The organism is Jiangella muralis, from assembly GCF_001270745.1.
GTDB classification, from domain to species: Bacteria; Actinomycetota; Actinomycetes; order Jiangellales; family Jiangellaceae; genus Jiangella; species Jiangella muralis.
Genome location: NZ_KQ434751.1, coordinates 334,278 through 358,342, shown reverse-complemented (window position 1 = coordinate 358,342; position 24,065 = coordinate 334,278). Strand labels below are relative to the sequence as shown.

Sequence of the window (24,065 nt, the reverse complement as noted above, 5' to 3'; positions counted from 1 at the left end):
AGGGAGGCGAGGAGTATGCGGGCGTTCACCGCGGCCGCGGTCCAGGTGCGGCCGCTGGCCGAGCCGCTGACCGCGCAGAGTGTCAAGGCGAACATCGAGCACGCGCTCGACTACGTGGAGCGCTGCGCCCAGGACACAGGCGCGGAGCTGATCGTGCTGCCCGAGTCGGTGACCACCGGGTTCACCCCGGCGATGCCGGCCGAGGAGCTGTGGGACCTGGTCACCGATGTGCCGGGCGCGTTGGCCGAGCCGTTCCAGGAGGCGGCCCGGCGGCTCGGCGTCCACCTGGCGTGGGGGACGTACGAGCGCGGCGCCGAGCGCGGCGTCGTCCACAACTCGGCGGTGCTGGCCGGCCCGGACGGCGAGATCGCCGGGGTGTACCGCAAGACGCACCCGTTCTGCACGGAGCTGGCGTCGCGCGGCGGCTGGGTGACGCCGGGCGACGACGTGTGCGTGGCCGACACGGCGTTGGGGAAGATCGGCATGATCATCTGCTTCGACGGCGACTATCCGGAGCTGTCGCGCATCACCGCCGTCCGGGGCGCCGAGGTGATCCTGCGGCCGTCGGCGCTGCTGCGCTCGGCCGACCTGTGGGAGCTGACCAACCGGGCCCGCGCCTACGACAACCACGTGTACGTGGTCGGCGCCAACGCGACGGGCGTCGACCCGGCCGGCGTGCTCTACTTCGGCAACTCGATGATCGTCACCCCGATCGCCGAGGTGGTCGCCCGGGCCGCCAGCCACGAGTGCTGGGTGTCGGCCCGGCTCGACCCCGACGCGGCGTTGCGCTCGCTCACGCCGGGCTCCAGCGTCGGGCAGGGCTTCGACCATCTGGCCGACCGCAACCTCGAGCTGATCAGGCGGCACACCGACGAGCTGACCCGCCCGGCCGCCAGCTCGTTCAGGCGTGCTTGACCGGCCAGACGATCTCCGTCTCCAGCTTCGCCGGGTCGCTGACCTGCGTCGGGTCGTTGAGGTAGACGTCGTAAGGGGCGCCGCCGAAGGACAGGCCCTGCGCCCCGATCCACGCCTCGACCTCGCGGTAGGCCAGGCCCAGCTCCTCGTACGGGCCGGTGTGCCGGGTGACGGCGGCGAGGCCGCCGGGCGCGCGGTGCAGGCTGAACCCGTCGGGCGCCGCGGCCAGTCCGGCCACCGGCACGCACGCCTCGATCGTCCAGGTGTCGTCCGCCAGCTCGAGGTAGACCAGGCGCGGCGGTCCGTCGGGCCGCCCGCCCGCCTCCTGGATGGCGGCGTACAGCCGGTGGTAGGCGACGGTGGTGGTCTCGGCCAGCGAGTCGATCGTCGCTGGGTACGTGGTGCCGAGGACGTCGGCGGGTGCGGTGTCGCGGGTGCTGATCTGGTAGGCCATGACGGCTCCCTTCCGGATGAAGGTCTCGACACGGTCGAGCATGTGCCGATGACGGTCGATGCGCCGCTCGAGCACCTGCCGGTAGTCGTCGAGGAGGTCGCGGACGCGGTCCGGGTCGGACTCGGCCAGCACCTCCCGGATCGACGACAGCGGCATGTCGAGCGAGCGCAGGGTGCCGATGACCCGAGCCGTCGCCGCCTGTTCCGGCGCGTAGTACCGGTAGCCGGTGTCGGCGTCGACGTATGCGGGGCGCAGCAGGCCGGTGTCGTCGTACACCCGCAGCGCCTTGATGCTCAGCCACGTCAGCCGGGAGAACCGGCCGATCGGCAGCAGCTCGTCCATCGCCACCTCCTCTCACGTCACGGAGCCTGGAGTCTTCCCCTGGGGACGAGTCAAGCACCTCAGCGCAGCTTGGGAATCACGTCCAGCGCGAGTCGCTCGAACCGGTCCAGATCGGCGGGCCGCGGCCAGCCGAGGACGAACTCGGTGAAGCCGGCCGGTGCGTACCGGTCGACCAGCTCCTCCAGCTCGGCCGGGCCGGACAGCGCGTCGGTGCCGGCCCAGAGCAGCACCGACCGGCGGATGGCGGACGGGTCGCGCCCGGCCGCCGCGGCGAACTCGTCGACCCGGCGGCTCCACTGCGCGGCCAGGGCGACGTTCTCGTCGAGGCTCGCGTCGGGGCGGCCGTTGGTGTTCCAGACGTCGGCCCGCTCGGCGGCGACCCGCAGCACGGTCGGCGCCTGCCCGCCGACGATCAGCGGCGGACGCGGCCGCTGCGCCGAGGGCGGTCCGGTGGGGAGGTCGCGGACGGTGTACCAGTCGCCCTCGAACGTGTACGGCTCACCGTCGCCGCGCAGCACCTCGTCGAGGATCCGGACGTACTCGGGGTAGCGCGCCACCCGCTCCTTGACCGTCCACGGCGCGGTGCCGGTGGCGTGGTGGTCGACGTCCATGATGCCGGCGCCGATGCCCAGCTCCAGCCGCCCGCCGGAGAGCTGGTCGACGGTGAGCGATTCCTTCGCCAGGACCGCGGGCGCCCGCAGGATCGGGTTGCTCACCAGCGTGCCGACCCGCACCGTGGACGTCGTCAGGGCGGCCGCCGTGGTCATGGTCCAGCCGTCCAGCCAGGGCGGTTCGGTGCCGAAGATGTTGCCGATGTGGTCGGGCAGGAAGAGCTGGTCGAAGCCGAGTTGCTCGACCCGGCGGAACCGGTCGAGCAGCGTGGGCGCGTCGGCGCCGGGGAGGACCAGGACGCCGAAGCGGCGAGGGTGCGTCGTCATCCCTCGATCGTCGAGCCATGCTGACCGATGATCAAGTACTGACTATAATGTCAGGTACCCACCAGAAGGTCAGTACGGAGGTTCCGCCATGGCCCGCAACCGGCCCTACACCTGCGGACTCGACGCCGCCATCGACGTCGTCGGCGGCAAGTGGAAGGCGACCGTGCTCTGGATGCTGGAGGACCAGGGGCCGCTGCGCTTCGGCGAACTGCGCCGGCGCGTGCCGTCGGTCACGGAGAAGATGCTCATCCAGCAGCTGCGCGAGCTGGAGGCCGACGGCCTGGTGCACCGCGAGGCCTACCACCAGGTGCCGCCGAAGGTGGAGTACTCGCTGACCGACTACGGCCGCACGCTCGAACTGGCGCTGCGGCCGCTGGGGGAGTGGGGGCACCAGAACATGGCCCGCATCGAGGCGACCCACCCCTGACGGCCGGGCGGTCAGGCCATTCTCGTCCGGGCGTAGGCCGCCACGGCATTGCGCTGGTAGGCCGCCAGGCCGGGACTGACCTGGTCGAACAGTCGCCGGACCGGCTCGTCGTCGGCGCAGAGCTGTCCGAGGCAGATGAACAACTCGGCCGTCGTGAGCCCATACCTTGCCGCAGCCTCGTGATACCACTCCACCTCGTCCAATACGGCGGGGTCGTCGGCACGCGTGTCCGCGACCATGAGCTCAGCCAGGCGGACCATCCGGTCGGCCAGGTCACGCTCCTCGGCGTCGAGCCCTTCGGGCCAGTTCTGCCGGTCGCCGGTGTCCACGAGCGGCGTGGCGAATCCGTCCAGCAGGTATTCGGGTCGGTTGATCCCCGGCATCTCCATCGAGCCGCCTCCTCTTGACGTGCGGGCGCCGTTCAGTACTTCCACCGCTGATTCGCGCCGCCCCACCAGTCCCATTGCTGGATGGCGGCGCCGTCGGCCTCGGAGGAGCCCGCCACCTCGATGACCTTCCCGCTGTGTTTGGCGGTCAGCTTCAGTTCGCCGATGCCGTACACCTCGGGCAGGAATCGCTGGTTGTCGCCGCCCCACCAGTCCCACTGGATGACCCGGGCTCCGTTGGCCGTCGACACGCCCGCGACGTCGAGCACTTTGCCGCTGTGCTTCGCCCGGAGGCGCACGTACCCGCCGCCGACGGGATCCATGGACCAGAGCTGGTTCCAGCCGCCCCACGACGTCCACTGCTGCGCGGGTGCGCCGCTGGCCGTGGAGATGCCGGTGATGTCGATGACCTTGTCGCTGTGCTTGGCCACCAGCGCCCGAGCCGGTGCCCGCGCGAACGTCACGGCGTACACCCACTCGTCGGCACCGCCGTTGTGGCTGGCGGAGAACCCCATGTGGGTGTAGTCGGGATCCTCGATGCGCTCGCGGTGTGGTGCGCTGACGTTGATCCACCAGTTGACCGGCGCGTCACCGTTGAGGTTGGCGCCGCCCCAGTAGAGGATCTCGCCGGTACGCCCGTTCTCGGGCGCCCAGCCGCCGGCCGCGGCCGCGTCGGTGATGCGTCGCTGCGAGGTGGTCTGGTTGTCCGAGCTGAGGTGCGCGTCCCGGTTGGGTGTCTTGTAGACCCAGGGATTCGCCGCCATGTCGGACGTATGGCGATTGGCCGCCTCGGACAGCCTGGCGTCCACGAAGACCGGCAGATGCCCCAATGCGGCCCGGTGCCGGTTGATGCGCGTCTGGATACCGACTCCCGCCAGCGCGACACCGGCGACGAGATCGAAGGCGCTCACAGGCATGGTCAACTCCCCCCAAAGGGCAGAGAACCCACACCGCGGACGTGCGAGCCGACACCCCCGTTGATCGACTCCACTGCTGTCGAGCATCCTCCGCCCCGAAGACGTCGTCAAGGGCCGTCCTCGTCCCGGAAGGCACTGATCAGCACGGGCAGCGCCACCAGCAGCGCGGCCGCCCGGATCGCGCCGGCCAGCGGGTACGGCGCCCGCAGCCCGAACTCGTGCGCGACGACGCCGCCGAGCAGGGCGCCCGCGGGGATCAGCCCCCAGCCGACCAGGCGGTGCACGCTCATGACGCGGCCGAGCAGGTTCGGCGGCGCCAGCCGCTGCCGCAGCCCGATGCTGACCAGGTTCCAGAGGGTGACGCCCAGCCCGACGGCCGCCAGCAGCGACCCGAGCACGACGACGTTGGGCGCGAGCCCGATCGCGGCCACGGTGACGGCGTTGACGGCGAGCGCGGCGAGCAGGACGGCCCGGTCGCCGAGCCGGCGCAGCAGCCACGGCCCGGCCACCCCGCCGGCCAGCGACCCGGCCGCCGCCGTCGCCAGCAGCAGGCCGAACCCGCGCGCCGACATCCCCAGCTCGGACGTCGCCAGCAGCACCAGCGTGGCGCTGGCGAGCTGGAAGCAGAAGGTGTTGACGGCGGCCAGCAGCGTCAGCGTCCGCAGCAGCCGGTGCGCCGCCAGCCAGCGCAGCCCGGCGGCGATCTCCGTGCGCAGCGACGACGGCGCGCGCCGCGGCTCTGCCCGGCCGTTCGCGGGCGCCTGCCGCAGCGTCGCCAGCAGCGCGGCCGCCACCGTCAGCAGCACCGCGTCGGCACCGAATGGCAGCCCGGCGGCGACGGCGAACAGCAGGCTGCCCAGCGGCGGCCCGGCGAACTGCTGCCCGACGACGGCGATGGTCTGCTGGTAGCCGTTGGCCGCCGGCAGCCGTTCCGGCGGCACCAGCGACGGCAGCAGCGCCTGCGCCGCCGTCCCGGCCACGACCTGGCAGGCGCCCAGCCCGAACGCCAGCGCCGTCAGCCCGGCCACGCCCAGCCGGCCGGTCGCCGCCAGCCCGCCCGCCACCGCCGCGAGCGCCGCCTGCGCCGCGACCCCGCACGACAGCAGCGCGGCCCGGTCGTGCCGGTCGACCAGGGCGCCGGCGGGCAGCGAGAACAGCAGCCACGGCAGGTAGCTGGCCGCGGCGACGACGGAGACCAGCCGCGGGTCGCGGGTCAGCGTCGCGGCCAGCAGCGGCACGGCCGCCGCGAACACGCCGTCGCCGGCCGTGGTGAGGCTGGTGGCGGCGGCGAAGCGGCGGTAGCGGGACACGACGGTGATCGTCGCGGTGGCCGGCGGTCACCGCGCACCATGTAGTGCTCCGCTACATACTGGGACGCATGGCGCTGACCGTCGAGCTGGGCGTGGACGAGTTGGCCGACACCCGGTTCGCGGTGTCGGCGCTGTCCGAGACGGTGGCCGCGCTGCAGCAGCTGGCCGGGCACGACCGCCAGGCCGTGCACGAGCGCTGGCTGCGCTGGGCCCGCGCCGAGCTGGCCGGCCGGCCGCTGGCGCTGCCGCTGACCTGGCCGCTGCTGTTCGGCGCCGGGCCGGGCTGGCCGGAGTTCCTGGTTCCGGCGCCGGCCGGACCCGGCGGCGGCATCGACGACGACTTCGCGGCGCTGTGCCGCACGCCGCCGGAGAACGTGCGAGCCAACCTGCGGCGGCGGTTCGGGGAGACGCCGCCGGCGGCTCTCGCGGGCCTCGCCGCGCGGCCGGAGCAGGGGCTGGCCGAGCTGGCCGCCGAGTTGCGCGCCGCCCACGACCGCCTGATCGCGCCGCACTGGCCGCGCCTGCACGCCGTCCTCGAGGCCGACGTCGCGTACCGCGCCCGGAAGCTGGCCCGCGGGGGAGCGGCCGCACTCTTCGCCGGCCTGCACCCCGACCTGAGCTGGCGCGACGGCCGGCTGCGCCTCGGCGGCGACCGCTGGCGCGAGGACTACGCGGTCGACCGCGGGCCGGGCGGCCTGGTGCTGATGCCGGTCGCGCTGGGGTCGGCGTACGTGCTGATCAAGCGGCGGACGTCGACCCAGACGACGGTGCGCTACCCGGCCCGCGGCGTCGGTGCGCTGTGGAGCGTGCGGCTCGGCGCGCGGCCGTCCGGCGCCGCCGTCCGGCTGCTCGGCCGGGCCCGCGCCGACCTCCTCGACGCGCTGCGCTCGCCCGCGTCGACCACCGACCTCGCCCGCGGCCTCGGCGTCACGCCCAGCGCCGTGGGCCAGCACCTGCGGGTGCTGCGCGAGAACGGTCTGGTCGCCGGCGAGCGGCACGGCCGGTCGGTGCTGTACCGGCTGACGGCGCTGGGGGCGGCCCTCCACGAGGCCGGCGCCGATCCGTTGGCACCAGTTGCCGACGCCGGGCCAGGCGAGCCGCCGGTTGAATCGACCGCATGCCCCTGATCCGTATCGGCATCGACACCGGCGGCACCTTCACCGACGTCGTCGCCGTCGACGAGGAGACCGGCCGGCAGGCGAGCACGAAGACGCCGTCGACGCCGACCGACCCCGCCGAGGGGTTCATGACCGGCGTGCGCAAGATCCTGGCGCTGCTCGACGCCCGCGGCCAGGACGTCGCCGCCGTCGTGCACGGCACCACCGTCGCGACCAACCGGCTGCTGGAGGGGAAGGTCGGCGACCTCGGGTTCGTCACGACCGAGGGGTACGCGCACGTGCTGGAGATCGCCCGGCAGTCGGTGCCGGACGGTTACGGCAACAGCTATTTCTGGGTGAAGCCGCCGCGCATCGTCCCGGCCGATCTCGTCCGCACCGTCGGCGGGCGGCTGGCCTACGACGGCAGCGAGCTCCGGCCGTTCGACGCGGACGAGGCGGTCGCCGCCGCCCGGTTCTTCCGCGACCGCGGCATCACCACCATCGGCGTCTGCTTCCTGCACTCCTACGCCAACCCGGAGCACGAGCTGCGCATGCGCGACGTGCTCGCGCGGGAGCACCCTGACGCCGTCGTGTCCATCTCCGCCGAGGTGCTGCGGGAGTACCGCGAGTACGAGCGCAGCGTGACGACCCTGGTCGACGCCGCGGTGAAGCCGAGCATCGCCCGCTACGTCGGCGCCATCGCGGCCCGGCTCGCCGAGATCGCCGCGGACGTCCCGTTCTACGTGATGAAGTCCAACGGCGGCGTGCTGTCGGCCGACGAGGTGGCCCGGCAGCCGATCTCGACGGTCTTGTCCGGCCCGGCGGCCGGCGCGCTGGGCGCCGCGGTCGTCGCCGAGGCGGCCGGGTTCGGCAGCGTCCTCACCCTGGACGGCGGCGGCACCTCCACCGACGTCGCGGTGGTCGTCGACGGGCACCCGGCGCTGACGACCGAGGGCAGCGTCGGCGCCTACCCGAGCAAGATCCCGATGATCGACGTCGTCACCGTCGGCGCCGGCGGCGGGTCGGTCGCCTGGCTTAGCCCGGAGGGGACGCTGAAGGTCGGGCCGCGCTCGGCCGGCGCCGACCCGGGCCCGCTCTGCTACGGCAGCGGCGGCGCCGAGCCGACCGTCACCGACGCGCACCTGCTGCTCGGCCGCATCCCGCCGCACCTGCTCGGCGGCGAGATCCCGCTGGACGTGACGGCCGCGCGGGACGGCATCGCGGCGCTGGCGGCGTCCCTCGGGCTGAGCGCCGAACGCTGCGCCGAGGGGATCCTGGAGATCTCCGCGTGGAACCAGGCCAACGCGCTGCGCCAGGTCACCGTCACCCGCGGGCTGGACGTCCGCGACTTCCACCTGGTCAGCTTCGGCGGGTCCGGGTCGCTGCTGGCCTGCCGGCTGGTGGACGTGCTCGGGCTGGCCGGCGTGCTGGTGCCGCCCGACCCCGGCAACCTGTCCGCGTACGGGCTGCTCACCGTCGACGTGCGCAACGACTACGTGCGCACGGCGGTCGCCCGGCACGCCGTGCTCGACCCCGGCGCCGTCGCGAAGACGTTCGACGACCTCACCGCGGAGGCGTCCGCGGCCCTGGAGCGCGAGGGCTTCCCGGAGCCGGCCCGGCGGTTCGTCCGCACGGCCGACCTGCGCTACTTCGGCCAGGCGTACGAGGTGCGGGTCGACGTGCCGGACGGGCCGGTGACGGCGGCGCTCGCGGACACCGTCGCCGCGGCTTTCCACGCCGCCCACCGGCGGCTCTACGGCTACGACTTCGCCGGCGACGCCCGCCAGGAGGTCGAGTGGGTGAACCTGCGGGTCACCGGGGTGGGGCCGATCGCGCGGCCGGCGCTGCGGACGGCGCCGCCCGGCACCGGCGCCACCCCGCGCACGACGAGACGCGTCGACTTCGGCGCCGGCTGGGCCGACGCCCCGATCTACGACCGCGCCGCGCTGGGCGCCGGCGACACCGTCACCGGGCCGGCCGTCGTCGAGGAGTTCGGCTCCACCGTCCCGGTCCACCCGGGCTTCCGCGCCGTCGTCGACGACCACGCGAACCTGCTGATCACTCGCGAGGTGGTGGCGTGAGCGCCGACCCGATCCTGGTCGAGATCGTCGAGGGGTACCTGACGTCGGTCGAGAAGGAGGTCGAGACCGCCATCGGGCGAACGTCCCGCTCGCCGATGATCCGCGACGCGCATGACTACCGCGCCGGCATCCACGACCGGAGGCTGCGCAAGCTGACCGGCCGCTCGTACTCGGCGCTGGTGAATCCGGTGGTTCGCGACTACCCGATCGAGACCATGCGGCCGGGCGACGTGTTCTTCCACAACGACGTGTACCTCTCCGAGGGCGGCATCGGCCACCTGCCGGACCTGTGCGTCACGGCTCCGGTGTTCCACGACGGCGAGGTCGTCGCGTTCGTCCAGGCGTTCGGGCACCACGACGACATCGGCGGCACCGTCCCCGGCTCGATGCCGTCGCGCGCCACCAGCGTGTTCGAGGAGGGCCTGATGGTCCCGCCGATCAAGCTGTGGGACCAGGGCGTCCCGAACGAGGCGGCGCTGAAGATCATGACCCGCAACTCGCGGATGCCCGAGTCGCTGGCCGCCGACCTCGACGCCGAGTGCGCCGCCTGCCTCATGGGCGCCCGCCGGCTGGCCGAACTGTTCCAGCGCTACGGCCGGGCCGACGTCGAGGCGTGCTTCGACGCGATCCTGGACAAGACGACGGAGACGTTCCGCCGCGAGATCCTGGCGAAGATCCCGGCCGGGACGTACGTCTGGGAGGACTACGCCGAGCACGACGGCGTCGACGAGCCGAAGCTGCACACGCAGCGGATCACCCTCACCAAGCTGGACGACCGGCTGGTCATCGACTTCAACGGCACCGGACCACAGGCCAAGGGGCCGATCAACCACGCGGGCGACTACGCCGACGGCGCGTTCCTGAAGAAATGGCTGGCGCCGATCCTGCGCAACCTCGCCGACTCGCCGGAGCGGATGGCCGAACTGGAGGTCAACGAGGGCGTCGTCCCGCTGATCGAGCTGCGTTTCCCGCCGCCCGGCACCCTGCTGACCCCCGTCTTCCCGGCGCCGACGAACGCGCGGACGTTCGTCATCCTGCGGCTGCTCGGCGTCCTGGCCGGCGTGCTGGCGAAGGCGGTGGACGGGCGGATGCCGGCCGACCAGGAGACGATCCGGTACACCGGCGTGTACGGCGACGACCTGGACGGGCGGCCGTACCTCATGCGCGAGGTGCTGGGCGGCGGGTCGGGCGGGCGGTACTACGCCGACGGCGAGGACACCATCCACGTCGTGCCCGACTCGCGGAATCTGCCGACCGAGTTCAGCGAGTCGCGGTTCCCGTTCGTCGTCGAACGGCTCGGGCTGGCGCTGGACTCCGGCGGGCCGGGCCGGTACCGCGGCGGACTCGGCTACGAGAAGCACGTGCGGATGCTGCGCGACGCGCACTTCATGTCGATCGCGGACCGGTCCATCCTGGCCTGCTGGGGGGTTGCGGGTGGGCGGGCCGGGCTTCCGTTCTCGGTGACGATCGACCCGGGCGGTCCGGGGGAGCGCGACGTGGACGCGCTGGCCGACGCGGAGCCGGTGCGGGCCGGCGAGGTGATCCGGATCCGCACCACCGGCGGCGGTGGCTGGGGCGACCCGCTGGACCGTCCGGTCGACGAGGTGCTGCGGGACGTGCGCTGGCGGAAGGTGTCGGCCGAGGGCGCCCGGGCCGACTACGGGGTCGTGCTGCGGCCCGGTTCCGTGGACGATCCGGCGGCCGACGAGGCGGCGACGGCGTCGTTGCGGGCGTCGCTGCGGGCGGCGCGGACGGGCGATGAGCCGTTCTTCGACCGCGGTCCCGGCTACGCCCGGCTGGCCGGCGGGGCCACGTCCGCCGCCGTCGACCACCGCTGACCGGACAATCCGGACAAACCCCGGTATTGACGGCAGTGCCGTCGATCGCACATGCTCCCTTTTGTGGTGTCCGCGAGACGCTACTACATGGGTATTCATCCGGGGGGCTGAATCTTGTCGTCGACGAGCCACGTCGATCATTTCACGCATGGTCTGACCACACCTGCGATCGGCTACGCCGTCATGGTGATCGCGGCCGTGATCGGCCTGATGTGCACCGTCCGCGCCCGCGACGCGACCGGGATGGCGAAGCGGAACTGGCTGATCACTGGGGCCGGGTCGCTGGCCGCCGGGATCTGGACGCTGCACTTCATCGCAATGCTGGGATTCCGGGTTTCCGGTAGTCCGATCCGCTACAACGTATCGCTCACCTTGATCAGTTTGATCGTCGCGTTCCTCGTCGTCGGCGGGGGCGTGCTGATGGTGGGTTACGGGAAAGATCGAAATCGCGCCCTGATCTATGGCGGACTGGGCACCGGAATCGGTGTCGCGGCGATGCATTACACCGGAATGGCGTCGGTGCGGATCGACGGAGCCATCGAGTACCGGCCGGAGCTGGTGGTGGCCTCGCTGGCCATCGCCGTCGCGGCCGCGACCGCCGCGCTGTGGCTGGCGTTCACCGTCCGCTCGCTCTGGGGCGCCCTGGCCGCCGCGCTGGTCATGGGCATCGCGGTGAGCAGCATGCACTACACGGGCATGGCTTCCGTGTCGGCCGAGCTGGCCGCGGACCCGGGCGCGGTCACGGGCGCGACGGCGGGGGAGTTCGTGGTGCCGCTGACGATCGGCCTGGGCGCGCTGCTGCTGGCCGGGTTCACGGTGATCGCGGTGTCGCCGGTCGAACTGGGGGCACGCGACGACGACGAGCCGGACGAGGACGAGCCGGACGACCTGTTCACGCCGCCGCGTCGTCCGGCGACGCCGGAGCCGGCCCGGCGCCCCACGCCCGTGCGGCGGACGGATCCGGCCGGGCCGCTGCCGCAGCGCCACCGCCCGGACGGCGAGGCGGCGAAGGCCGACCCGCCGGTCGTTCAGAGCTGGCTGCCCCGCCCCGACTCGAGGTCGTAGACGCCGGCGACGACGGCGGTGCGGCCGGCGGCGACCGCCGCCCGCACGATCGGCGACGTGTCCGACAGCGCCGCCGCGGCGCTGCGGGCCTGCGCCTCGACGCAGTCGGCGAGGTAGGCGGCGTCGTCGCCGGGCGTGGTGACACCGCGGACGGCCGGCTCGATCGCCTGCACCAGCGCCGCGATCGAGCCGTTGGGCGCCGGGCCGCCGCGCACGACGTCCACGGTGGCCTGCACGGCGCCGCACCCGGCGTGCCCGAGCACCACGACCAGCGGAACGGCGACGTGCTCGACGGCGTACTCGATGCTGCCGACGACCGCGTCGTCGAGGACCTCACCGGCCGAGCGGACGGTGAACAGGTCGCCCAGGCCCTGGTCGAACACCAGCTCCGGCGCGACCCGCGAGTCGGCGCAGCTGAGCACGCAGGCGATCGGGTGCTGCCCGGCGACCAGCGACTCGCGGTACGGCTCGTCCGCGTGCGGATGCTCCGGCTCGCCGGTCGCGAACCGCTCGTTGCCGGCTGCGAGCAGCGCCCAGGCGTCGTCCGCGCCGGCCGGCGATGGTGACGTCGTGGACGAATCGGGCGAACACGCAGCGAGCCCGGTCGCCGTCAGGCCGAGAGCGCCGAGCAGGCCGAGGGCGTGACGCCGGGACAGCCGGCCGTCGTCGATCACGGTCGCTCAGCGTAATCTGAGACGATGCCCGACACGCAGGAGTTCGCCGATGCCGGACCGCTGGCCGGCTACGTCGTCGTCGACCTCACCCGGGCGCTGGCGGGGCCGCACGCGGGCATGATGCTCGGCGACCTCGGCGCGCGCGTCATCAAGGTCGAGGCGCCCGGCCACGGTGACGAGTCGCGCACCTGGGGCCCGCCGTTCCTCGGCCCGGACGACCAGCCGGTGTCGTCGTACTTCCTGTCCGCCAACCGCAACAAGGAGTCCGTCACCGCCGACCTGAAGTCGCCGGAGGGCAGGGACCTGCTCACCCGGCTGGTCGAGCGGGCCGACGTGCTGATCGAGAACTTCCGCACCGGCGTCCTCGACCGCCTCGGGTTCTCCGTCGAGCGGCTGCACGAGCTCAACCCGCGCCTCGTCGTCCTGTCCATCAGCGGGTTCGGGCCGGACGGTCCCGAGGCCGGCCGGGCCGGCTACGACCAGATCGCGCAGGGCGAGGCCGGCATCATGAGCCTCACCGGCGAGCCGGGCCACCCCACCAAGGTCGGCGTGCCGATCGGTGACCTGCTGGCCGGCATGTACGGCGTGTCCGGCCTGCTCGCGGCGCTGCTCGAACGGGAGCGGACCGGCCGCGGGCGGGTCGTGCGGACGTCGCTGCTGGCGGCGCTGGTCGGGGTGCACGCGTTCCAGGGCACCCGGTGGACGGTGGCCGGCGAGGTGCCGCACGCCATCGGCAACCACCATCCGTCCATCGCGCCGTACGGGCTGTTCAACGCCTCCGACGGCGCCCTGCAGGTCGCCGTCGGCAACGACGCGTCGTGGCGCGCCTTCGCCGCCGTCGTCGGCCTCGACGCCGACGAGCCGCGGTTCGCCACCAACCCGCTGCGGGTGCGGCACCGCGACGAGCTGGTCGCCGAGATCGAGAAGGCGTTCGCCGCGCACCCCCGCGACCACTGGCTCGCCCGGTTGTCCGACGCGGGTGTCGCCAGCGGCAAGGTCCGCACCGTCGACGAGGTGTACGACTGGGAGCAGACCCGCTCGCAGGGCCTCCTCATCGACGTCGAGCACCCGCTCCTCGGCACCGTCCAGCTCCCCGGCCCCGCCCTCCGCTTCGACGACGCGCCCCCGAAGCGGCACGCCGCGCCGCCCCTGCTCGGCGAACACGACGAGTCCGTCCGCGCCTGGCTCGACGAGGAGGACTGAACCGTCCCGCCAGTCAGGCGTCGGCGCGGTTTCAATCCGCGAAGACGGGGAGGTGCGGAACGGCGGCGTCGGCTGCCTTGACGATCCGCTCGGCGTGGGGAAGATCGTCGCGGACCATGTCTTCGTCGATGTAGGTCGATTCCGTCGGATACTCCGCCGCATGTCTGGTCGTGCGGATGCGGTTCACCGGCCTCAGTAGCGCGCCCATGGTCGGCTCGAACTGTGCCGCGACGGCTTGCTGGACAGCGAGGTGCCCGCCTGACGTCGTGGCACGCAAGCCCTGGGCCTGCAACATGGCGCTCAATGCCTTGCGGATCGCGTCGTGGACCAGCGCGTACGCGGCGTAGGGGTCGGTGCCTGCCAGTAGGTTCGCGGACCGGAGGTGGTGCTCGGCCTGGTCGAGCATCCTGATGGCGAGCTCCAGATCCGCCACGACCCTTGTCAACTCGCGCCGGTTCAACATGTCCACGATGGCGGTGCGCCCACGCGCCCAGCTCATGTGCCCTCCTGCGCCCGGTTGCGGGCGGGTAGGACGGCCACCCGCGGCCTCGTGGACAGTTCCTTGATGAACCCTTCGCTGGCCCGAGCCCATCTTTGGGGCGAGATCACCACGGTGTTTACTTCACGGCCGAGGGTGTGGGCAGCTTCGGTGGTGCGGTCGTAGAGGTCGTCCCGATCGGGTGCGCCGATCACGAGCAGGTCGATGTCGTGCGGAGCCGGGCCGTCCTCGCCTGTGATCCGTGCCGCCCAGGAGCCGAATATGCTGGCCGATTCGATGCCGTCGATGTCGGCCAGTGCTTTCGCGAGGACATGAGCTGGGCCCATGGTCACCAGGACCAGACCATGAAGGGGTCGATAGAAGGGGGCATCGACGTTGGCCTTGACGAGGCGGGTCCTGCCGACGCGTCGAGTGTTGACGATGCCGCCGCGCTCGAGGCGCTCCACTTCGCGGAGAGTGTTGCCCGGGTTGGCATCGATCTCAGTGGCAAGATCGGAGATGGACTCCTCGACGTCGCCGACGAACAGTCGAACGAGCAGGTCGGCTTGCAACTGCGAGCGGAACACCGGGAAGACCGGCGGCGCGGCTGGTCGCACGACACCTCCACTCCGAATACCTGCGATAAGTACAAGATATTTTGCTTTAATCGAAGACGTCAAGCGTACGAGTGTCGGCACGCTCGCAGCGCAGAGTTGCCGGGACCTCAGTGCTGGATCAGGCCGCCGGCTCACGCTCAGCGGCCCAGCTCGCGCGACAGCTCGGCCAGCGGCTCCAGCCGGGCGGCCAGCGGCGGGTGGCTGGCCATCATCCGGTCGAGCAGCCGGGAGAACGCGTCGGTGCCGGCGTCCTTGGCGTCCTTCGGCAGCGCGACGATGGTCATCGAGGCCATCGTCCGCAGCTCGCGCAGGTCCTTGGCCGGGATGGCCGGGCCGCCGGCTTCCAGGGCGGTGAGCGCGGCGGCCAGGGCAGCCGGCTGGCCGGTGAGCTCGGCCGCGCCGCGGTCGGCGGCCAGTTCGCGGTAGCGGCCCAGCCGGGCGATGATCCCCGCCGCCGGCAGCGCCAGGATCAGCATCGGCGGCAGCAGCACCAGCCCGAGGCCGAGGAGCAGCAGGAACGCGACCGTCCGCGCCAGCACCAGCAGCGGCACGACGACCGCCGCCAGCACCACGGGCACGCCCGGGCGCGCGGGCTGCATCGGGAAGTCGTCGTCCTCGGTGGCCGGCTTCCACAGCCGCCCGCACCAGCGCGCCGCCCGGCAGAGCGGGACCTCCAGCGCCATGACCGGCGCCAGGACCGCCATCGGTGCCAGCGCCAGCGACGTCGACAGCGCGAGCGCGACGGTCATGGCGGCGGCGTCGCGGTGGGCGATGTGGGCCAGCTCATGCGCCAGGACGGCGTCCAGCCGCTCGTCGTCGGAGCGGTCGAGCAGCCCGCGGGTGACGGCGATGGTCGGCTTGCGGCCGGGCAGCCGCAGCGCGATCGCGTTCGGCCAGGCCACGTCGATGACCTTGAGCTTCGGCCGATCCATCGCGGCCAGCGCGCACAGCCGGTCGACGGCGGCGAACAGGCGCTGGTCGGCGACGGGGTCGGGGTCGGCGGTCGGCAGCCTGCGCGGCAGCACCGTCCCGCCCTCGATGGCGTAGACGAGGGCGCCGCCGACCAGCGGGGCGAACAGCGCGAGCCACCACGGCCAGCCGGCCAGCCACTGGACCAGCAGCCCGAGCAGCGTCGCGTACCCGAACGCGAGCAGCAGGACCAGGAGCCAGGTCTCGGCGATGCGGTACGTCAGTCGGGTGTCCGGCGGGAAGCCGGTGCCGGCCATGGGGGTACCTCCGGGGTCGAACGGGACCGTGACGGCACATCATGCCGAACCGGATGGGCCGAATGGGCGAACGTCACCGTCGTGGCGGGGCGGGCGGGGTCCGTAGGCTCGGCGCGTGCGGGTGCTGATCGCGCTGGGCGGCAACGCCATGACGGCGCCGGACGGGCGGGCGCGGCCGGGCGACCAGATCGCCGCGGTCACCGCCGCCATGGAGCCGGTCGCCGACCTCGTGGCCGCCGGCTACGACGTCGTGCTGACCCACGGCAACGGGCCGCAGGTGGGCAACCTGCTGGTCAAGAACGAGCTCGCGGCCGCGGTGGTGCCGCCGGTGCCGCTGGACTGGTGCGGAGCGCAGACCCAGGGAACCATCGGCTTCGTCGTCATCGACGCGCTGGAGCGGGCGCTGGCCGCGCGTGGCGTGCGCCGCCGGGTGGCCGCGGTCGTCACCCGGACGCTGGTCGACGCCGCCGACCCGGGATTCGCCCGGCCGACGAAGCCGATCGGGCGGTATCTGCCGCGTGACGAGGCGGCGTTGCTGGTGGAGCACGGCGAGACCTGGGAGGACCGCGGCGTACGCGGCTGGCGGCGGGTGGTCGCCAGCCCGGAGCCGCTGGACGTGCTGGACGCGCCGGCCGCGGCCGCGCTGCTGGCCGCCGGGTTCGTCGTCGTCGCCAACGGGGGCGGCGGCATCCCCGTCGTCCGCGAGCCGGACGGGACGGTGCGCGGCGTCGAGGCGGTCATCGACAAGGACCTGGGCGCGGCGTTGCTCGGCCGGGCGCTCGGCGCGGAGGCGCTGGTCATCGCGACCGACGTCGACGGCGCCGTGCTCGGCTTCGGCACCCCGGACGAGCGTCCGGTCGGCACTGTCGACGTCGCCACCCTGCGTGGGTACGCCGCACAGGGGCACTTCGCGTCCGGGAGCATGGGCCCGAAGGTCGAGGCGGCCTGCCGGTTCGTCGAGCAGGGCGGCCGCCGCGCCGTCATCACCACGCTCACCCGAATCGCCGACGCCGTCCGCGCGGATACGGGCGGTGCCGGGACGACCGTACTGCCAGCAGACATCACACGAGAGGTGGCCGGGCATGCCTGAGCCGATCGAGGTCCGCAAGGTGCCGATCACACACGTCAGCGACGCCTCCGGGCTCGCCGAGCTGATCGACTCCGGGGTCATGGAGGCCGACCGCGTCATCGCCGTCGTCGGGAAGACCGAGGGCAACGGCGGGGTCAACGACTACACGCGGATCATCGCCGACCGCGCCTTCCGCGAGGTGCTGGTCGGTCGCGGCACCCGCACGCCGGAGGAGGTCAAGCAGGTCCCGATCGTGTGGTCCGGCGGCACCGACGGCGTGCTCAGCCCGCACGCGACGGTGTTCGCGACGCTCCCGGCGGAGGCCGCCGAGGCCACCGACGAGCCGCGGCTCTCCGTCGGGTTCGCGATGAGCGAGCCGATCCTGCCCGAGGAGATCGGCCGCCGCGGCATGATCGAGAAGGTCGCCGCCGCCGTCCGCGTCGGCATGGAGCGGGCCGGCATCACCGACCCCGCCGACGTCCACTACGTGCAGACGAAGACGCCGCTGCTGACCATCCACACCATCCGCGACGCCAAGGCCCGCGGCAAGGCGGTGTGGACGGAGAACACGCACGAGTCGATGGACCTCTCCAACGGCTGCACCGGCCTGGGGGTGGCGGTCGCGCTCGGCGAGATCGCCATGCCCGGCGACGACGCCGTCCTGCACGACCGCTCGCTGTACTCGTCCGTCGCCTCCTGCTCGTCCGGCGTCGAGCTGGACCAGGCGCAGGTCGTGGTGGTGGGCAACGTGCGCGGGGTGGGCGGGCGGTACCGCATCGGGCATTCCGTCATGCGCGACGCGATCGACGCCGACGGCATCTGGGCGGCCATCCGCGACGCCGGGCTGAAGCTGCCGGACCGGCCGCACCCGGACGACCTCGACGGGCGCCTGGTCAACGTGTTCCTCAAGTGCGAGGTCAGCCAGGACGGCGTGGTGCGCGGCCGCCGCAACGCCATGCTGGACGACTCCGACGTGCACTGGCACCGCCAGATCAAGGCCGCGGTCGGCGGCGTCACGGCGTCGGTGACGGGCGACCCGGCGGCCTTCGTCTCGGTGTCCGCCGCCCATCAGGGACCGGACGGCGGCGGCCCGGTCGCGGCGATCGTCGACCTCGGGTAGCCAGGGTGTGTCTCCCGGGTCCATGGCCTACTGCGCGGCCGAGACCCGGGAGCCACACCCTGGCCGGTAGGCTCGGCGCTCATGCGTGTGCTGTTCGCCGGAACCCCCGATGTCGCCGTCCCGTCGCTGCGGGCCGTCCTCGGGTCGCGGCACGAGGTCGTCGCCGTCCTGACCCGGCCCGACGCGCCGGCCGGGCGGGGCCGCAGGCTGACCCCGTCGCCGGTGGCGGAGCTGGCCGCGGAGGCCGGCGTCGAGGTGCTGAAGCCGGTCAAGCCGCGCGACCCGGAGTTCCTCGACCGGCTGGGCGACCTGGCTCCCGACTGCGCGCCGATCGTCGCGTACGGCGGGCTGATCCCGCCCGCGGCGCTGGAGGTGCCCAAGCACGGCTGGGTGAACCTGCACTTCTCGCTGCTGCCCGCGTGGCGTGGCGCGGCGCCGGTGCAGCACGCGGTGCTGGCCGGCGACGACGTCACCGGCGCGTGCACGTTCCAGCTCGAGGAGGGCCTCGACACCGGCCCGGTGTACGGCCTGGTCACCGAGGAGATCCGGGCCACGGACACCAGCGGCGACCTGCTGCACCGGCTGTCGCTGTCCGGCGCCGACCTGCTGGTCCGCACGCTCGACGGCATCGAGGACGGCTCGCTGCGCCCGCAGCCGCAACCGGCCGACGGCGTGTCGCTGGCGCCGAAGCTGACCGTCGACGACGCGCGGGTCGACTGGACGACGCCGGCCATGCGGGTCGACCGAGTGGTGCGGGGCTGCACCCCGGCGCCCGGCGCGTGGACGACGTTCCGGGGCGAGCGGCTGAAGCTGCGCCCCGTCCAGCTCGAGCGCGGCCGCGACGGCCTGGCGCCCGGCGAGATCGTGGTCGAGAAGTCCGGCGTCCGCGTCGGCACCGGCAGCCACGCCGTCGTGCTGGGTGAGGTGCAGCCGCAGGGCAAGAAGGCGATGCCGGCGGCCGACTGGGCCCGAGGCGTCCGCCCAGTGCCGGGGGAGCGGCTCGGCGCGTGAAGGGCGACTCCTCCCGCGAGGCCGCGTTCGAGGTCCTGCGCGCCGTGTCCGCCGACGACGCCTACGCCAACCTCGCCATGCCCGCGGCGCTGCGCCGGCACGAGCTGCGCGGCCGCGACGCCGGGCTGGCGACCGAGCTGGGGTACGGCACGCTGCGCGGCCAGGGCAGCTACGACGCGATCATCGCGGCCTGCGTGACCCGGCCGATCGAGGACCTGGACCCGCCGCTGCTGGACGCGCTGCGGCTCGGCGCCCACCAGCTGCTGGCGACCCGGATCCCGCCGCACGCGGCGGTGTCGACCACGGTCAACCTGGTCCGGCGGCACGTCAACGAGGGCGCGGCGCGCCTGGCCAACGCGGTGCTGCGGCGGATCGGCGAGCGCGACCTCGACGGCTGGGCGGCCGAGCTGGCCCCGTCGCGTGACGACGACCTCACCGGCTACTTCGCGTTCCGGCACGCTCACCCGATGTGGATCGTCCGGGCCCTGCGCGACGCCTTGGGCGGCGACGACGTGGAACTGGAGGCGGCGCTGCGGGCCGACAACGAGCCGGCCGGTGTGACGCTGGCGGTGCGGCCGGGGCGCGGCACCGTCGAGGAGCTGGTCGAGGCCGGAGCGCGGCCCACCCGCTGGTCGCCGTACGGCGCCGTCGTCGAGTCGGGGTCGCCGGCCCGGCTGGCCGCCGTCCGCGAGGGCCGCGCCGGGGTGCAGGACGAGGGCAGCCAGCTGGTCGCGCTCGCACTGGCCACCGCGCCCGTCGACCCGCCGGACGAGCGCTGGCTGGACCTGTGCGCGGGGCCCGGCGGCAAGGCCGCGCTGCTGGCCGGCCTGCTCACCCAGACCGGCGGCCGGCTGCTCGCCGTCGAGCAGCACGAGCACCGCGCCCGGCTGGTCGCCCAGTCGCTGGCCGGCGATCTCGGCGAGCACGAGGTGCTGGTCGCCGACGCCACCCAGCCGAACTGGCCCGAGGCCGACTTCGACCGCGTCCTGCTCGACGCGCCGTGCACCGGGCTGGGCGCGCTGCGGCGGCGGCCCGAGGCGCGCTGGCGGCGCAGCCCCGGCGACGTCGCGGGGCTGCGGCGGCTGCAGGCCGGCCTGCTGCGCTCGGCGCTGTGGTCGGTGCGCCCGGGCGGGCTGGTCGCGTACGTCACCTGCTCGCCGCACCTGGCCGAGACGGTCACGGTGGTCGACGACGTCCTGGCCGGCCGCTCCGACGTCGAGCGGGTCGACGCCCGGCCCTACCTCCCCGGCGTCCCCGACCTCGGCGACGGCCCGGACGTCCAGCTGTGGCCGCACCGGCACGGCACCGACGCGATGTACCTGGCGCTGCTGCGCCGGACGGAGTGAGATGACGAACCCGAGCGGGCCCCGCGACGAGCCGCTGAGCTGGCCGGTCGTCGACTCCGCCGAACGCTTCGACGGCTGGGTCATCGCCCTGCGCAGTGACACCGTCCGGTCGCCGGTCGACGGCAGCGAGTTCGTCCGCGACGTCGTCGTGCATCCGGGCGCGGTCGCCGTCGTCGCCGTCGACGAGGAGGACCGGGTGCTGGTCGTGCGGCAGTACCGGCACCCCGTCGGGCTGCGGCCGGTGGAGCTGCCGGCCGGGCTGCGCGACGTCGACGGTGAGCCGCCGCACGAGGCCGCCGCCCGCGAGCTGTACGAGGAGGGGCACGTCCGCGCCGCCGACTGGCGGGTGCTGATCGACCTGCTCACCTCGCCCGGCATGACGGACGAGGCGATCCGGGTGTTCCTCGCCCGCGGCGTCGAGGTGCTGCCCGACGGCGACCGGTTCGCCGGCGTCGCCGAGGAGGCCGACCTCGGTGTCGCATGGGTGCCACTGGACGACCTGGTGGCGGCCGCCCTGGCCGGGGACGTGCAGAACGCGGCGCTGGTCGCGGGCGTGCTGGCCGCGAAGGCCGCCCGCGACGGCGCCGGCTACGACGCGCTGCGCGAGGTCGGCGCGCCATGGCCGTCAGGAGCGTGGCCCTCGGGTGACAGGGACGGGGACAGCTCCGCCGGGTAGTCCAGCCCCAGCCGGTCCAGCTCGGCCCGCGCCAGCGCCTGGACGGCGGCGGTGTCACCCGCGCGCCACCCGGACACCAGCCCGCCGCCGATCCGTGGCAGCCGCACCGTCGCCAGGGCCCGCGCCGACAGCAGGTCGTCGCGGTCGGGGAAGCCCAGGACGGCCCGGGCGTCGGACGCGGCGCGGTACCAGAGCACCCGCGGCCGCACCCACACGTACGCCGCCGCGGCCAGCGCCAGCACGATCACCACCAGCCCGATCACGTCGCCGGCCCGCTCGATCGAGGCCGTCGTGCTCGCGCCGGACGCGCTCAGCCGGCCGGCGGCGTCGGCGGCCCGCTGCAGCGACTCCGCCAGCGCGTCGCCCACCAGTGGCACCCGGGCGATCGACTCGGCGGTGTCGGCCAGCGCGTCGGCCAGCGTGCCGGCGGTGGACTCGATCAACATGGCCGGGCGGGTCCGGGACCGGATCGAGTGCCGGACGGCCAGCCCGGCGGCGATCATCCCGGCGCACCACAACGGGCCGAGCACGTCGGCGAGGAGTTGTCGTCTCCGCCGCTGCGGGCGGTCGGCGTAGAAGCGCATGGCAGAGGTCTACCCCAGCGGGGGTGTTGACTTGTCATGACAGGACCGAGACGGCATGACACGAGTCGATCTAGACTCGCCCCGCGGTCCACACGGGGCGGCGCCCCGACAGCGTCGTCGGGAGTACGAGAGGGTGGATCCCAGTGCTGGTCGGCATCCCAACCGAGGTCAAGAACAACGAGTACCGCGTCGCCATCACGCCGGCCGGCGTCCACGAGTTCGTCCGCACCGGCCACGACGTGCTGGTGCAGGCCGGCGCCGGGCTCGGCTCGTCGGTCCGCGACGAGGAGTACGTCGCGGCGGGCGCCCGCATCGCGCCCGGCGCGGACGACGTCTGGGCGGCGGCCGACCTGGTGCTGAAGGTCAAGGAGCCGGTGGCGGAGGAGTACCACCGCATGAGCCGTGACCAGGTGCTGTTCACCTACCTGCACCTCGCCGCGTCGCTGGAGTGCACGCAGGCGCTGCTCGACTCCGGCATCACGGCGGTCGCCTACGAGACGGTCGAGACGGCGGACGGGCACCTGCCGCTGCTGGCGCCGATGAGCGAGGTGGCCGGCCGCATGGCGACGCAGGTCGGCGCGCACGTGCTGGAGCGGGCGCAGGGCGGCCGCGGCGTGCTGATCGGCGGCGTGCCGGGGGTGAAGTCGGCGAAGGTGGTCGTCATCGGCGCCGGGATGGCCGGCATGAACGCCGCCGTCATCGCCATGGGCATGCAGGCCGACGTCTGGGTGCTGGACAAGAACGTCGCCCGGTTGCGCGACGTCGAGGAGCTGTACGGCGGCAAGGCGCAGACCATCGCGTCGAACCTGTTCGAGATCGAGACCGCGGTCGTCGACGCCGACCTCGTCATCGGCGCGGTGCTGGTGCCGGGGGCGAAGGCGCCGACGCTGGTCTCCGACGACCTGGTGGCGCGCATGCGGCCCGGCAGCGTGCTCGTCGACATCGCCATCGACCAGGGCGGCTGCTTCGAGAGCTCGCGGCCCACCACGCACGACGACCCGACCTTCCGGGTGCACGAGTCGATCTTCTACTGTGTCGCCAACATGCCCGGCGCGGTGCCGCACACGTCGACGTATGCGCTGACGAACGTCACGCTGCCGTACGCCGTCGAGCTGGCCAACCGGGGCTGGCGCGACGCGGCGCGAGCCGACGCGGTGCTGGCGAAGGGCGTGAACGTGCACGACGGCGCTATCGTCTACGAGCCGGTCGCCGAGGCGCACGGCCTGCCGTCCGTCCCGCTGGAGAAGGTCCTGCACTAGGCCGCCCTCCAGCATCCGAGGAGCCGCCACCGATGGACACCACCGAGTCCGCGCTGGAACGTGCCGTCCGCGGCTACCTCGACCACCTCGCCGTCGAGCGCGGGCTGGCCGCCAACACGCTCGCCTCCTACCGCCGCGACCTGCGGCGTTACACCGAGTTCCTGCGCGACCGAGGCCGCGACGCGCCGGAGAAGGTGGAGGAGGAGGACGTCACGGCGTTCCTGCGCAGCCTGCGCGAGGGCTCCGAGTCGCGTGTCGCGCTGAGCGCGACCTCGGCGGCGCGCACCGTCGTCGCCGTCCGCGGGTTGCACCGGTTCCTGCACCGCGAAGGGCTGACCGACGGCGACCCGGCCGGCGGGGTCCGCCCGCCGACGCCGCCGCGGCGGCTGCCCAAGGCGATCCCGCTGGCCCAGGTCGAACGGCTGCTGGAGGCGGCGTCGGCCGGCGAGGGGCCGCGGGTGCTGCGCGACCGCGCCCTGCTGGAGGTGCTCTACGGCTGCGGCGCGCGCATCTCCGAGGCGGTCGGCCTGGACCGCGACGACCTCGACGCGGAGTCCGGGACGGTGCTGCTGCGCGGCAAGGGCGGCAAGGACCGCGTCGTCCCGCTGGGCAGCTACGCCTGGGAGGCCGTCGACGCCTACCTGATCCGGGCCCGTCCGGCGCTGGTCGGGACCGGACGGGGGACCCCGGCTCTCTTTCTCAACGCCCGCGGCGGGCGGCTGTCGCGGCAGAGCGCGTGGACGGTGCTGCGGACGGCGGCCGCGCGGGCCGGGCTGTCCACCACGGTCACCCCGCACACGCTGCGGCACTCGTTCGCGACGCACCTGCTGGAGGGCGGCGCGGACGTGCGGGTGGTGCAGGAGCTGCTCGGGCACGCCTCGGTCACGACCACCCAGGTGTACACGCTGGTGACCGTCGACCAGCTGCGTGAGGTCTATGTGGCCGCACACCCGCGCGCCCGCAGCTCCGTGGCGCCCGCGCGAGGTAGGCTCCCGTCCCAGGACGAAGCGTAGAAGGCCACTCAAACGACCA

The 24,065-nt window shown here is 73.7% G+C and carries 24 protein-coding genes; 14 read left to right on the top strand and 10 right to left on the bottom strand.

Annotated elements, in window-relative coordinates; all coding sequences use genetic code 11:
• Positions 1–15: 15 nt before the first annotated feature.
• Complete coding sequence (locus ACW62_RS01615) at positions 16–915, top strand: carbon-nitrogen hydrolase family protein (protein WP_053202322.1); 900 nt, start codon at positions 16–18, stop codon at positions 913–915.
• On the opposite strand, the gene ACW62_RS01610 is transcribed toward ACW62_RS01615, so the two are convergent.
• Positions 902–1,711, bottom strand: coding sequence for a MerR family transcriptional regulator (locus ACW62_RS01610; RefSeq protein WP_053202321.1), 810 nt, complete (start codon positions 1,709–1,711; stop codon positions 902–904). The genes ACW62_RS01615 and ACW62_RS01610 overlap by 14 nt on opposite strands.
• 59 nt (positions 1,712–1,770) lie before the next feature.
• Entirely contained in the window at positions 1,771–2,649 is an 879-nt protein-coding gene (locus ACW62_RS01605) for an LLM class flavin-dependent oxidoreductase (protein ID WP_053202320.1), read from the bottom strand.
• Positions 2,650–2,737: 88 nt separating this feature from the next.
• On the opposite strand from ACW62_RS01605, the gene ACW62_RS01600 reads away from it, so the two are divergent.
• Positions 2,738–3,076 (top strand): winged helix-turn-helix transcriptional regulator, encoded by a 339-nt coding sequence (locus ACW62_RS01600; RefSeq protein ID WP_053202319.1) that lies wholly within the window; start codon positions 2,738–2,740, stop codon positions 3,074–3,076.
• 11 nt (positions 3,077–3,087) lie between these two features.
• Here the strand turns inward: ACW62_RS01600 and ACW62_RS01595 are convergent, their stop codons facing one another.
• The 3 genes from ACW62_RS01595 to ACW62_RS01585 are packed head-to-tail and all read right to left on the bottom strand — an operon-like array spanning position 3,088 to position 5,689.
• Positions 3,088–3,540 (bottom strand): TipAS antibiotic-recognition domain-containing protein, encoded by a 453-nt coding sequence (locus ACW62_RS01595; RefSeq protein ID WP_083459017.1) that lies wholly within the window; start codon positions 3,538–3,540, stop codon positions 3,088–3,090.
• On the bottom strand, positions 3,498–4,466 hold the full coding sequence (locus ACW62_RS34995; protein WP_083459015.1) for an RICIN domain-containing protein: 969 nt from the start codon (positions 4,464–4,466) through the stop codon (positions 3,498–3,500). Before ACW62_RS34995 ends, ACW62_RS01595 begins: the two co-directional genes overlap by 43 nt.
• A gap of 20 nt (positions 4,467–4,486) precedes the next feature.
• A complete protein-coding gene (locus ACW62_RS01585; protein ID WP_205629072.1) occupies positions 4,487–5,689 on the bottom strand; it encodes an MFS transporter in 1,203 nt (400 codons plus the stop codon).
• A 68-nt stretch (positions 5,690–5,757) separates the two neighbouring features.
• On the opposite strand from ACW62_RS01585, the gene ACW62_RS01580 reads away from it, so the two are divergent.
• The 4 genes from ACW62_RS01580 (at position 5,758) to ACW62_RS01565 (ending at position 11,770) form a co-directional block, all read left to right on the top strand.
• On the top strand, positions 5,758–6,816 hold the full coding sequence (locus ACW62_RS01580) for an ArsR/SmtB family transcription factor (RefSeq protein WP_205629071.1): 1,059 nt from the start codon (positions 5,758–5,760) through the stop codon (positions 6,814–6,816).
• The gene (locus ACW62_RS01575) at positions 6,807–8,867 is read left to right on the top strand and encodes a hydantoinase/oxoprolinase family protein (RefSeq protein WP_053202315.1); all 2,061 of its coding nucleotides are present in this window, start codon (positions 6,807–6,809) and stop codon (positions 8,865–8,867) included. Before ACW62_RS01580 ends, ACW62_RS01575 begins: the two co-directional genes overlap by 10 nt.
• A complete protein-coding gene (locus ACW62_RS01570) occupies positions 8,864–10,705 on the top strand; it encodes a hydantoinase B/oxoprolinase family protein (protein WP_053202314.1) in 1,842 nt (613 codons plus the stop codon). Before ACW62_RS01575 ends, ACW62_RS01570 begins: the two co-directional genes overlap by 4 nt.
• Positions 10,706–10,888: 183 nt before the next feature.
• Positions 10,889–11,770, top strand: a complete 882-nt coding sequence (locus tag ACW62_RS01565; protein ID WP_083459013.1) for an MHYT domain-containing protein — start codon at positions 10,889–10,891, stop codon at positions 11,768–11,770.
• Here ACW62_RS01565 and ACW62_RS01560 read toward each other — a convergent pair.
• On the bottom strand, positions 11,734–12,444 hold the full coding sequence (locus ACW62_RS01560) for a carbonic anhydrase (protein ID WP_205629070.1): 711 nt from the start codon (positions 12,442–12,444) through the stop codon (positions 11,734–11,736). The genes ACW62_RS01565 and ACW62_RS01560 overlap by 37 nt on opposite strands.
• Before the next feature lie 24 nt (positions 12,445–12,468).
• On the opposite strand from ACW62_RS01560, the gene ACW62_RS01555 reads away from it, so the two are divergent.
• Complete coding sequence (locus tag ACW62_RS01555; RefSeq protein WP_053202313.1) at positions 12,469–13,647, top strand: CaiB/BaiF CoA transferase family protein; 1,179 nt, start codon at positions 12,469–12,471, stop codon at positions 13,645–13,647.
• A 31-nt stretch (positions 13,648–13,678) separates the two neighbouring features.
• Here the strand turns inward: ACW62_RS01555 and ACW62_RS01550 are convergent, their stop codons facing one another.
• From ACW62_RS01550 to ACW62_RS01540, 3 genes are all read right to left on the bottom strand, one after another.
• Positions 13,679–14,146: a HEPN domain-containing protein gene (locus ACW62_RS01550; protein ID WP_053202312.1), complete on the bottom strand. Its 468-nt coding sequence runs from the start codon at positions 14,144–14,146 to the stop codon at positions 13,679–13,681.
• Positions 14,143–14,742, bottom strand: coding sequence for an ArsR family transcriptional regulator (locus ACW62_RS01545; RefSeq protein ID WP_157574283.1), 600 nt, complete (start codon positions 14,740–14,742; stop codon positions 14,143–14,145). Before ACW62_RS01545 ends, ACW62_RS01550 begins: the two co-directional genes overlap by 4 nt.
• A 137-nt stretch (positions 14,743–14,879) precedes the next feature.
• Positions 14,880–15,968: a M48 family metalloprotease gene (locus tag ACW62_RS01540; protein WP_053202310.1), complete on the bottom strand. Its 1,089-nt coding sequence runs from the start codon at positions 15,966–15,968 to the stop codon at positions 14,880–14,882.
• 115 nt (positions 15,969–16,083) lie between these two features.
• Between ACW62_RS01540 and ACW62_RS01535 the strand changes: the two genes are divergently transcribed.
• The 5 genes from ACW62_RS01535 (at position 16,084) to ACW62_RS01515 (ending at position 21,190) form a co-directional block, all read left to right on the top strand.
• Complete coding sequence (locus ACW62_RS01535; protein ID WP_053202309.1) at positions 16,084–17,058, top strand: carbamate kinase; 975 nt, start codon at positions 16,084–16,086, stop codon at positions 17,056–17,058.
• Positions 17,051–18,157 (top strand): barbiturase, encoded by a 1,107-nt coding sequence (gene bar, locus ACW62_RS01530; protein ID WP_053202308.1) that lies wholly within the window; start codon positions 17,051–17,053, stop codon positions 18,155–18,157. The genes ACW62_RS01535 and bar overlap by 8 nt, the downstream gene beginning before the upstream one ends.
• An 81-nt stretch (positions 18,158–18,238) precedes the next feature.
• Positions 18,239–19,168 (top strand): methionyl-tRNA formyltransferase, encoded by a 930-nt coding sequence (gene fmt, locus ACW62_RS01525; protein ID WP_053202307.1) that lies wholly within the window; start codon positions 18,239–18,241, stop codon positions 19,166–19,168.
• Positions 19,165–20,514: an RsmB/NOP family class I SAM-dependent RNA methyltransferase gene (locus ACW62_RS01520; RefSeq protein ID WP_053202306.1), complete on the top strand. Its 1,350-nt coding sequence runs from the start codon at positions 19,165–19,167 to the stop codon at positions 20,512–20,514. Before fmt ends, ACW62_RS01520 begins: the two co-directional genes overlap by 4 nt.
• Position 20,515: 1 nt before the next feature.
• Positions 20,516–21,190 carry an NUDIX domain-containing protein gene (locus ACW62_RS01515; protein WP_053202305.1) on the top strand — a complete coding sequence of 225 codons (675 nt, stop codon included), beginning with the start codon at positions 20,516–20,518 and terminating at the stop codon, positions 21,188–21,190.
• Here ACW62_RS01515 and ACW62_RS01510 read toward each other — a convergent pair.
• Positions 21,103–21,774: a hypothetical protein gene (locus ACW62_RS01510; RefSeq protein ID WP_053202304.1), complete on the bottom strand. Its 672-nt coding sequence runs from the start codon at positions 21,772–21,774 to the stop codon at positions 21,103–21,105. The two genes, ACW62_RS01515 and ACW62_RS01510, sit on opposite strands and share 88 nt — an antisense overlap.
• Positions 21,775–21,917: 143 nt before the next feature.
• On the opposite strand from ACW62_RS01510, the gene ald reads away from it, so the two are divergent.
• Entirely contained in the window at positions 21,918–23,033 is a 1,116-nt protein-coding gene (gene ald, locus ACW62_RS01505; RefSeq protein WP_053202303.1) for an alanine dehydrogenase, read from the top strand.
• Between the two features lie 32 nt (positions 23,034–23,065).
• Positions 23,066–24,046 (top strand): site-specific tyrosine recombinase XerD, encoded by a 981-nt coding sequence (gene xerD / locus ACW62_RS01500; protein ID WP_053202302.1) that lies wholly within the window; start codon positions 23,066–23,068, stop codon positions 24,044–24,046.
• Positions 24,047–24,065 lie beyond the last annotated feature (19 nt).

What these genes read in the sequence shown, in the direction of transcription:
- ACW62_RS01615 (WP_053202322.1), top strand. Translation starts at nt 16, where the DNA reads ATGCGGGCGTTCACCGCGGCCGCGGTCCAGGTGCGGCCGCTGGCCGAG.
- ACW62_RS01610 (WP_053202321.1), bottom strand. Translation starts at nt 1,711, where the DNA reads ATGGACGAGCTGCTGCCGATCGGCCGGTTCTCCCGGCTGACGTGGCTG.
- ACW62_RS01605 (WP_053202320.1), bottom strand. Translation starts at nt 2,649, where the DNA reads ATGACGACGCACCCTCGCCGCTTCGGCGTCCTGGTCCTCCCCGGCGCC.
- ACW62_RS01600 (WP_053202319.1), top strand. Translation starts at nt 2,738, where the DNA reads ATGGCCCGCAACCGGCCCTACACCTGCGGACTCGACGCCGCCATCGAC.
- ACW62_RS01595 (WP_083459017.1), bottom strand. Translation starts at nt 3,540, where the DNA reads ATGGGACTGGTGGGGCGGCGCGAATCAGCGGTGGAAGTACTGAACGGC.
- ACW62_RS34995 (WP_083459015.1), bottom strand. Translation starts at nt 4,466, where the DNA reads ATGCTCGACAGCAGTGGAGTCGATCAACGGGGGTGTCGGCTCGCACGT.
- ACW62_RS01580 (WP_205629071.1), top strand. Translation starts at nt 5,758, where the DNA reads ATGGCGCTGACCGTCGAGCTGGGCGTGGACGAGTTGGCCGACACCCGG.
- ACW62_RS01575 (WP_053202315.1), top strand. Translation starts at nt 6,807, where the DNA reads ATGCCCCTGATCCGTATCGGCATCGACACCGGCGGCACCTTCACCGAC.
- ACW62_RS01565 (WP_083459013.1), top strand. Translation starts at nt 10,889, where the DNA reads ATGGTGATCGCGGCCGTGATCGGCCTGATGTGCACCGTCCGCGCCCGC.
- ACW62_RS01555 (WP_053202313.1), top strand. Translation starts at nt 12,469, where the DNA reads ATGCCCGACACGCAGGAGTTCGCCGATGCCGGACCGCTGGCCGGCTAC.
- ACW62_RS01550 (WP_053202312.1), bottom strand. Translation starts at nt 14,146, where the DNA reads ATGAGCTGGGCGCGTGGGCGCACCGCCATCGTGGACATGTTGAACCGG.
- ACW62_RS01540 (WP_053202310.1), bottom strand. Translation starts at nt 15,968, where the DNA reads ATGGCCGGCACCGGCTTCCCGCCGGACACCCGACTGACGTACCGCATC.
- bar (WP_053202308.1), top strand. Translation starts at nt 17,051, where the DNA reads ATGCCTGAGCCGATCGAGGTCCGCAAGGTGCCGATCACACACGTCAGC.
- fmt (WP_053202307.1), top strand. Translation starts at nt 18,239, where the DNA reads ATGCGTGTGCTGTTCGCCGGAACCCCCGATGTCGCCGTCCCGTCGCTG.
- ACW62_RS01515 (WP_053202305.1), top strand. Translation starts at nt 20,516, where the DNA reads ATGACGAACCCGAGCGGGCCCCGCGACGAGCCGCTGAGCTGGCCGGTC.
- ACW62_RS01510 (WP_053202304.1), bottom strand. Translation starts at nt 21,774, where the DNA reads ATGCGCTTCTACGCCGACCGCCCGCAGCGGCGGAGACGACAACTCCTC.
- xerD (WP_053202302.1), top strand. Translation starts at nt 23,066, where the DNA reads ATGGACACCACCGAGTCCGCGCTGGAACGTGCCGTCCGCGGCTACCTC.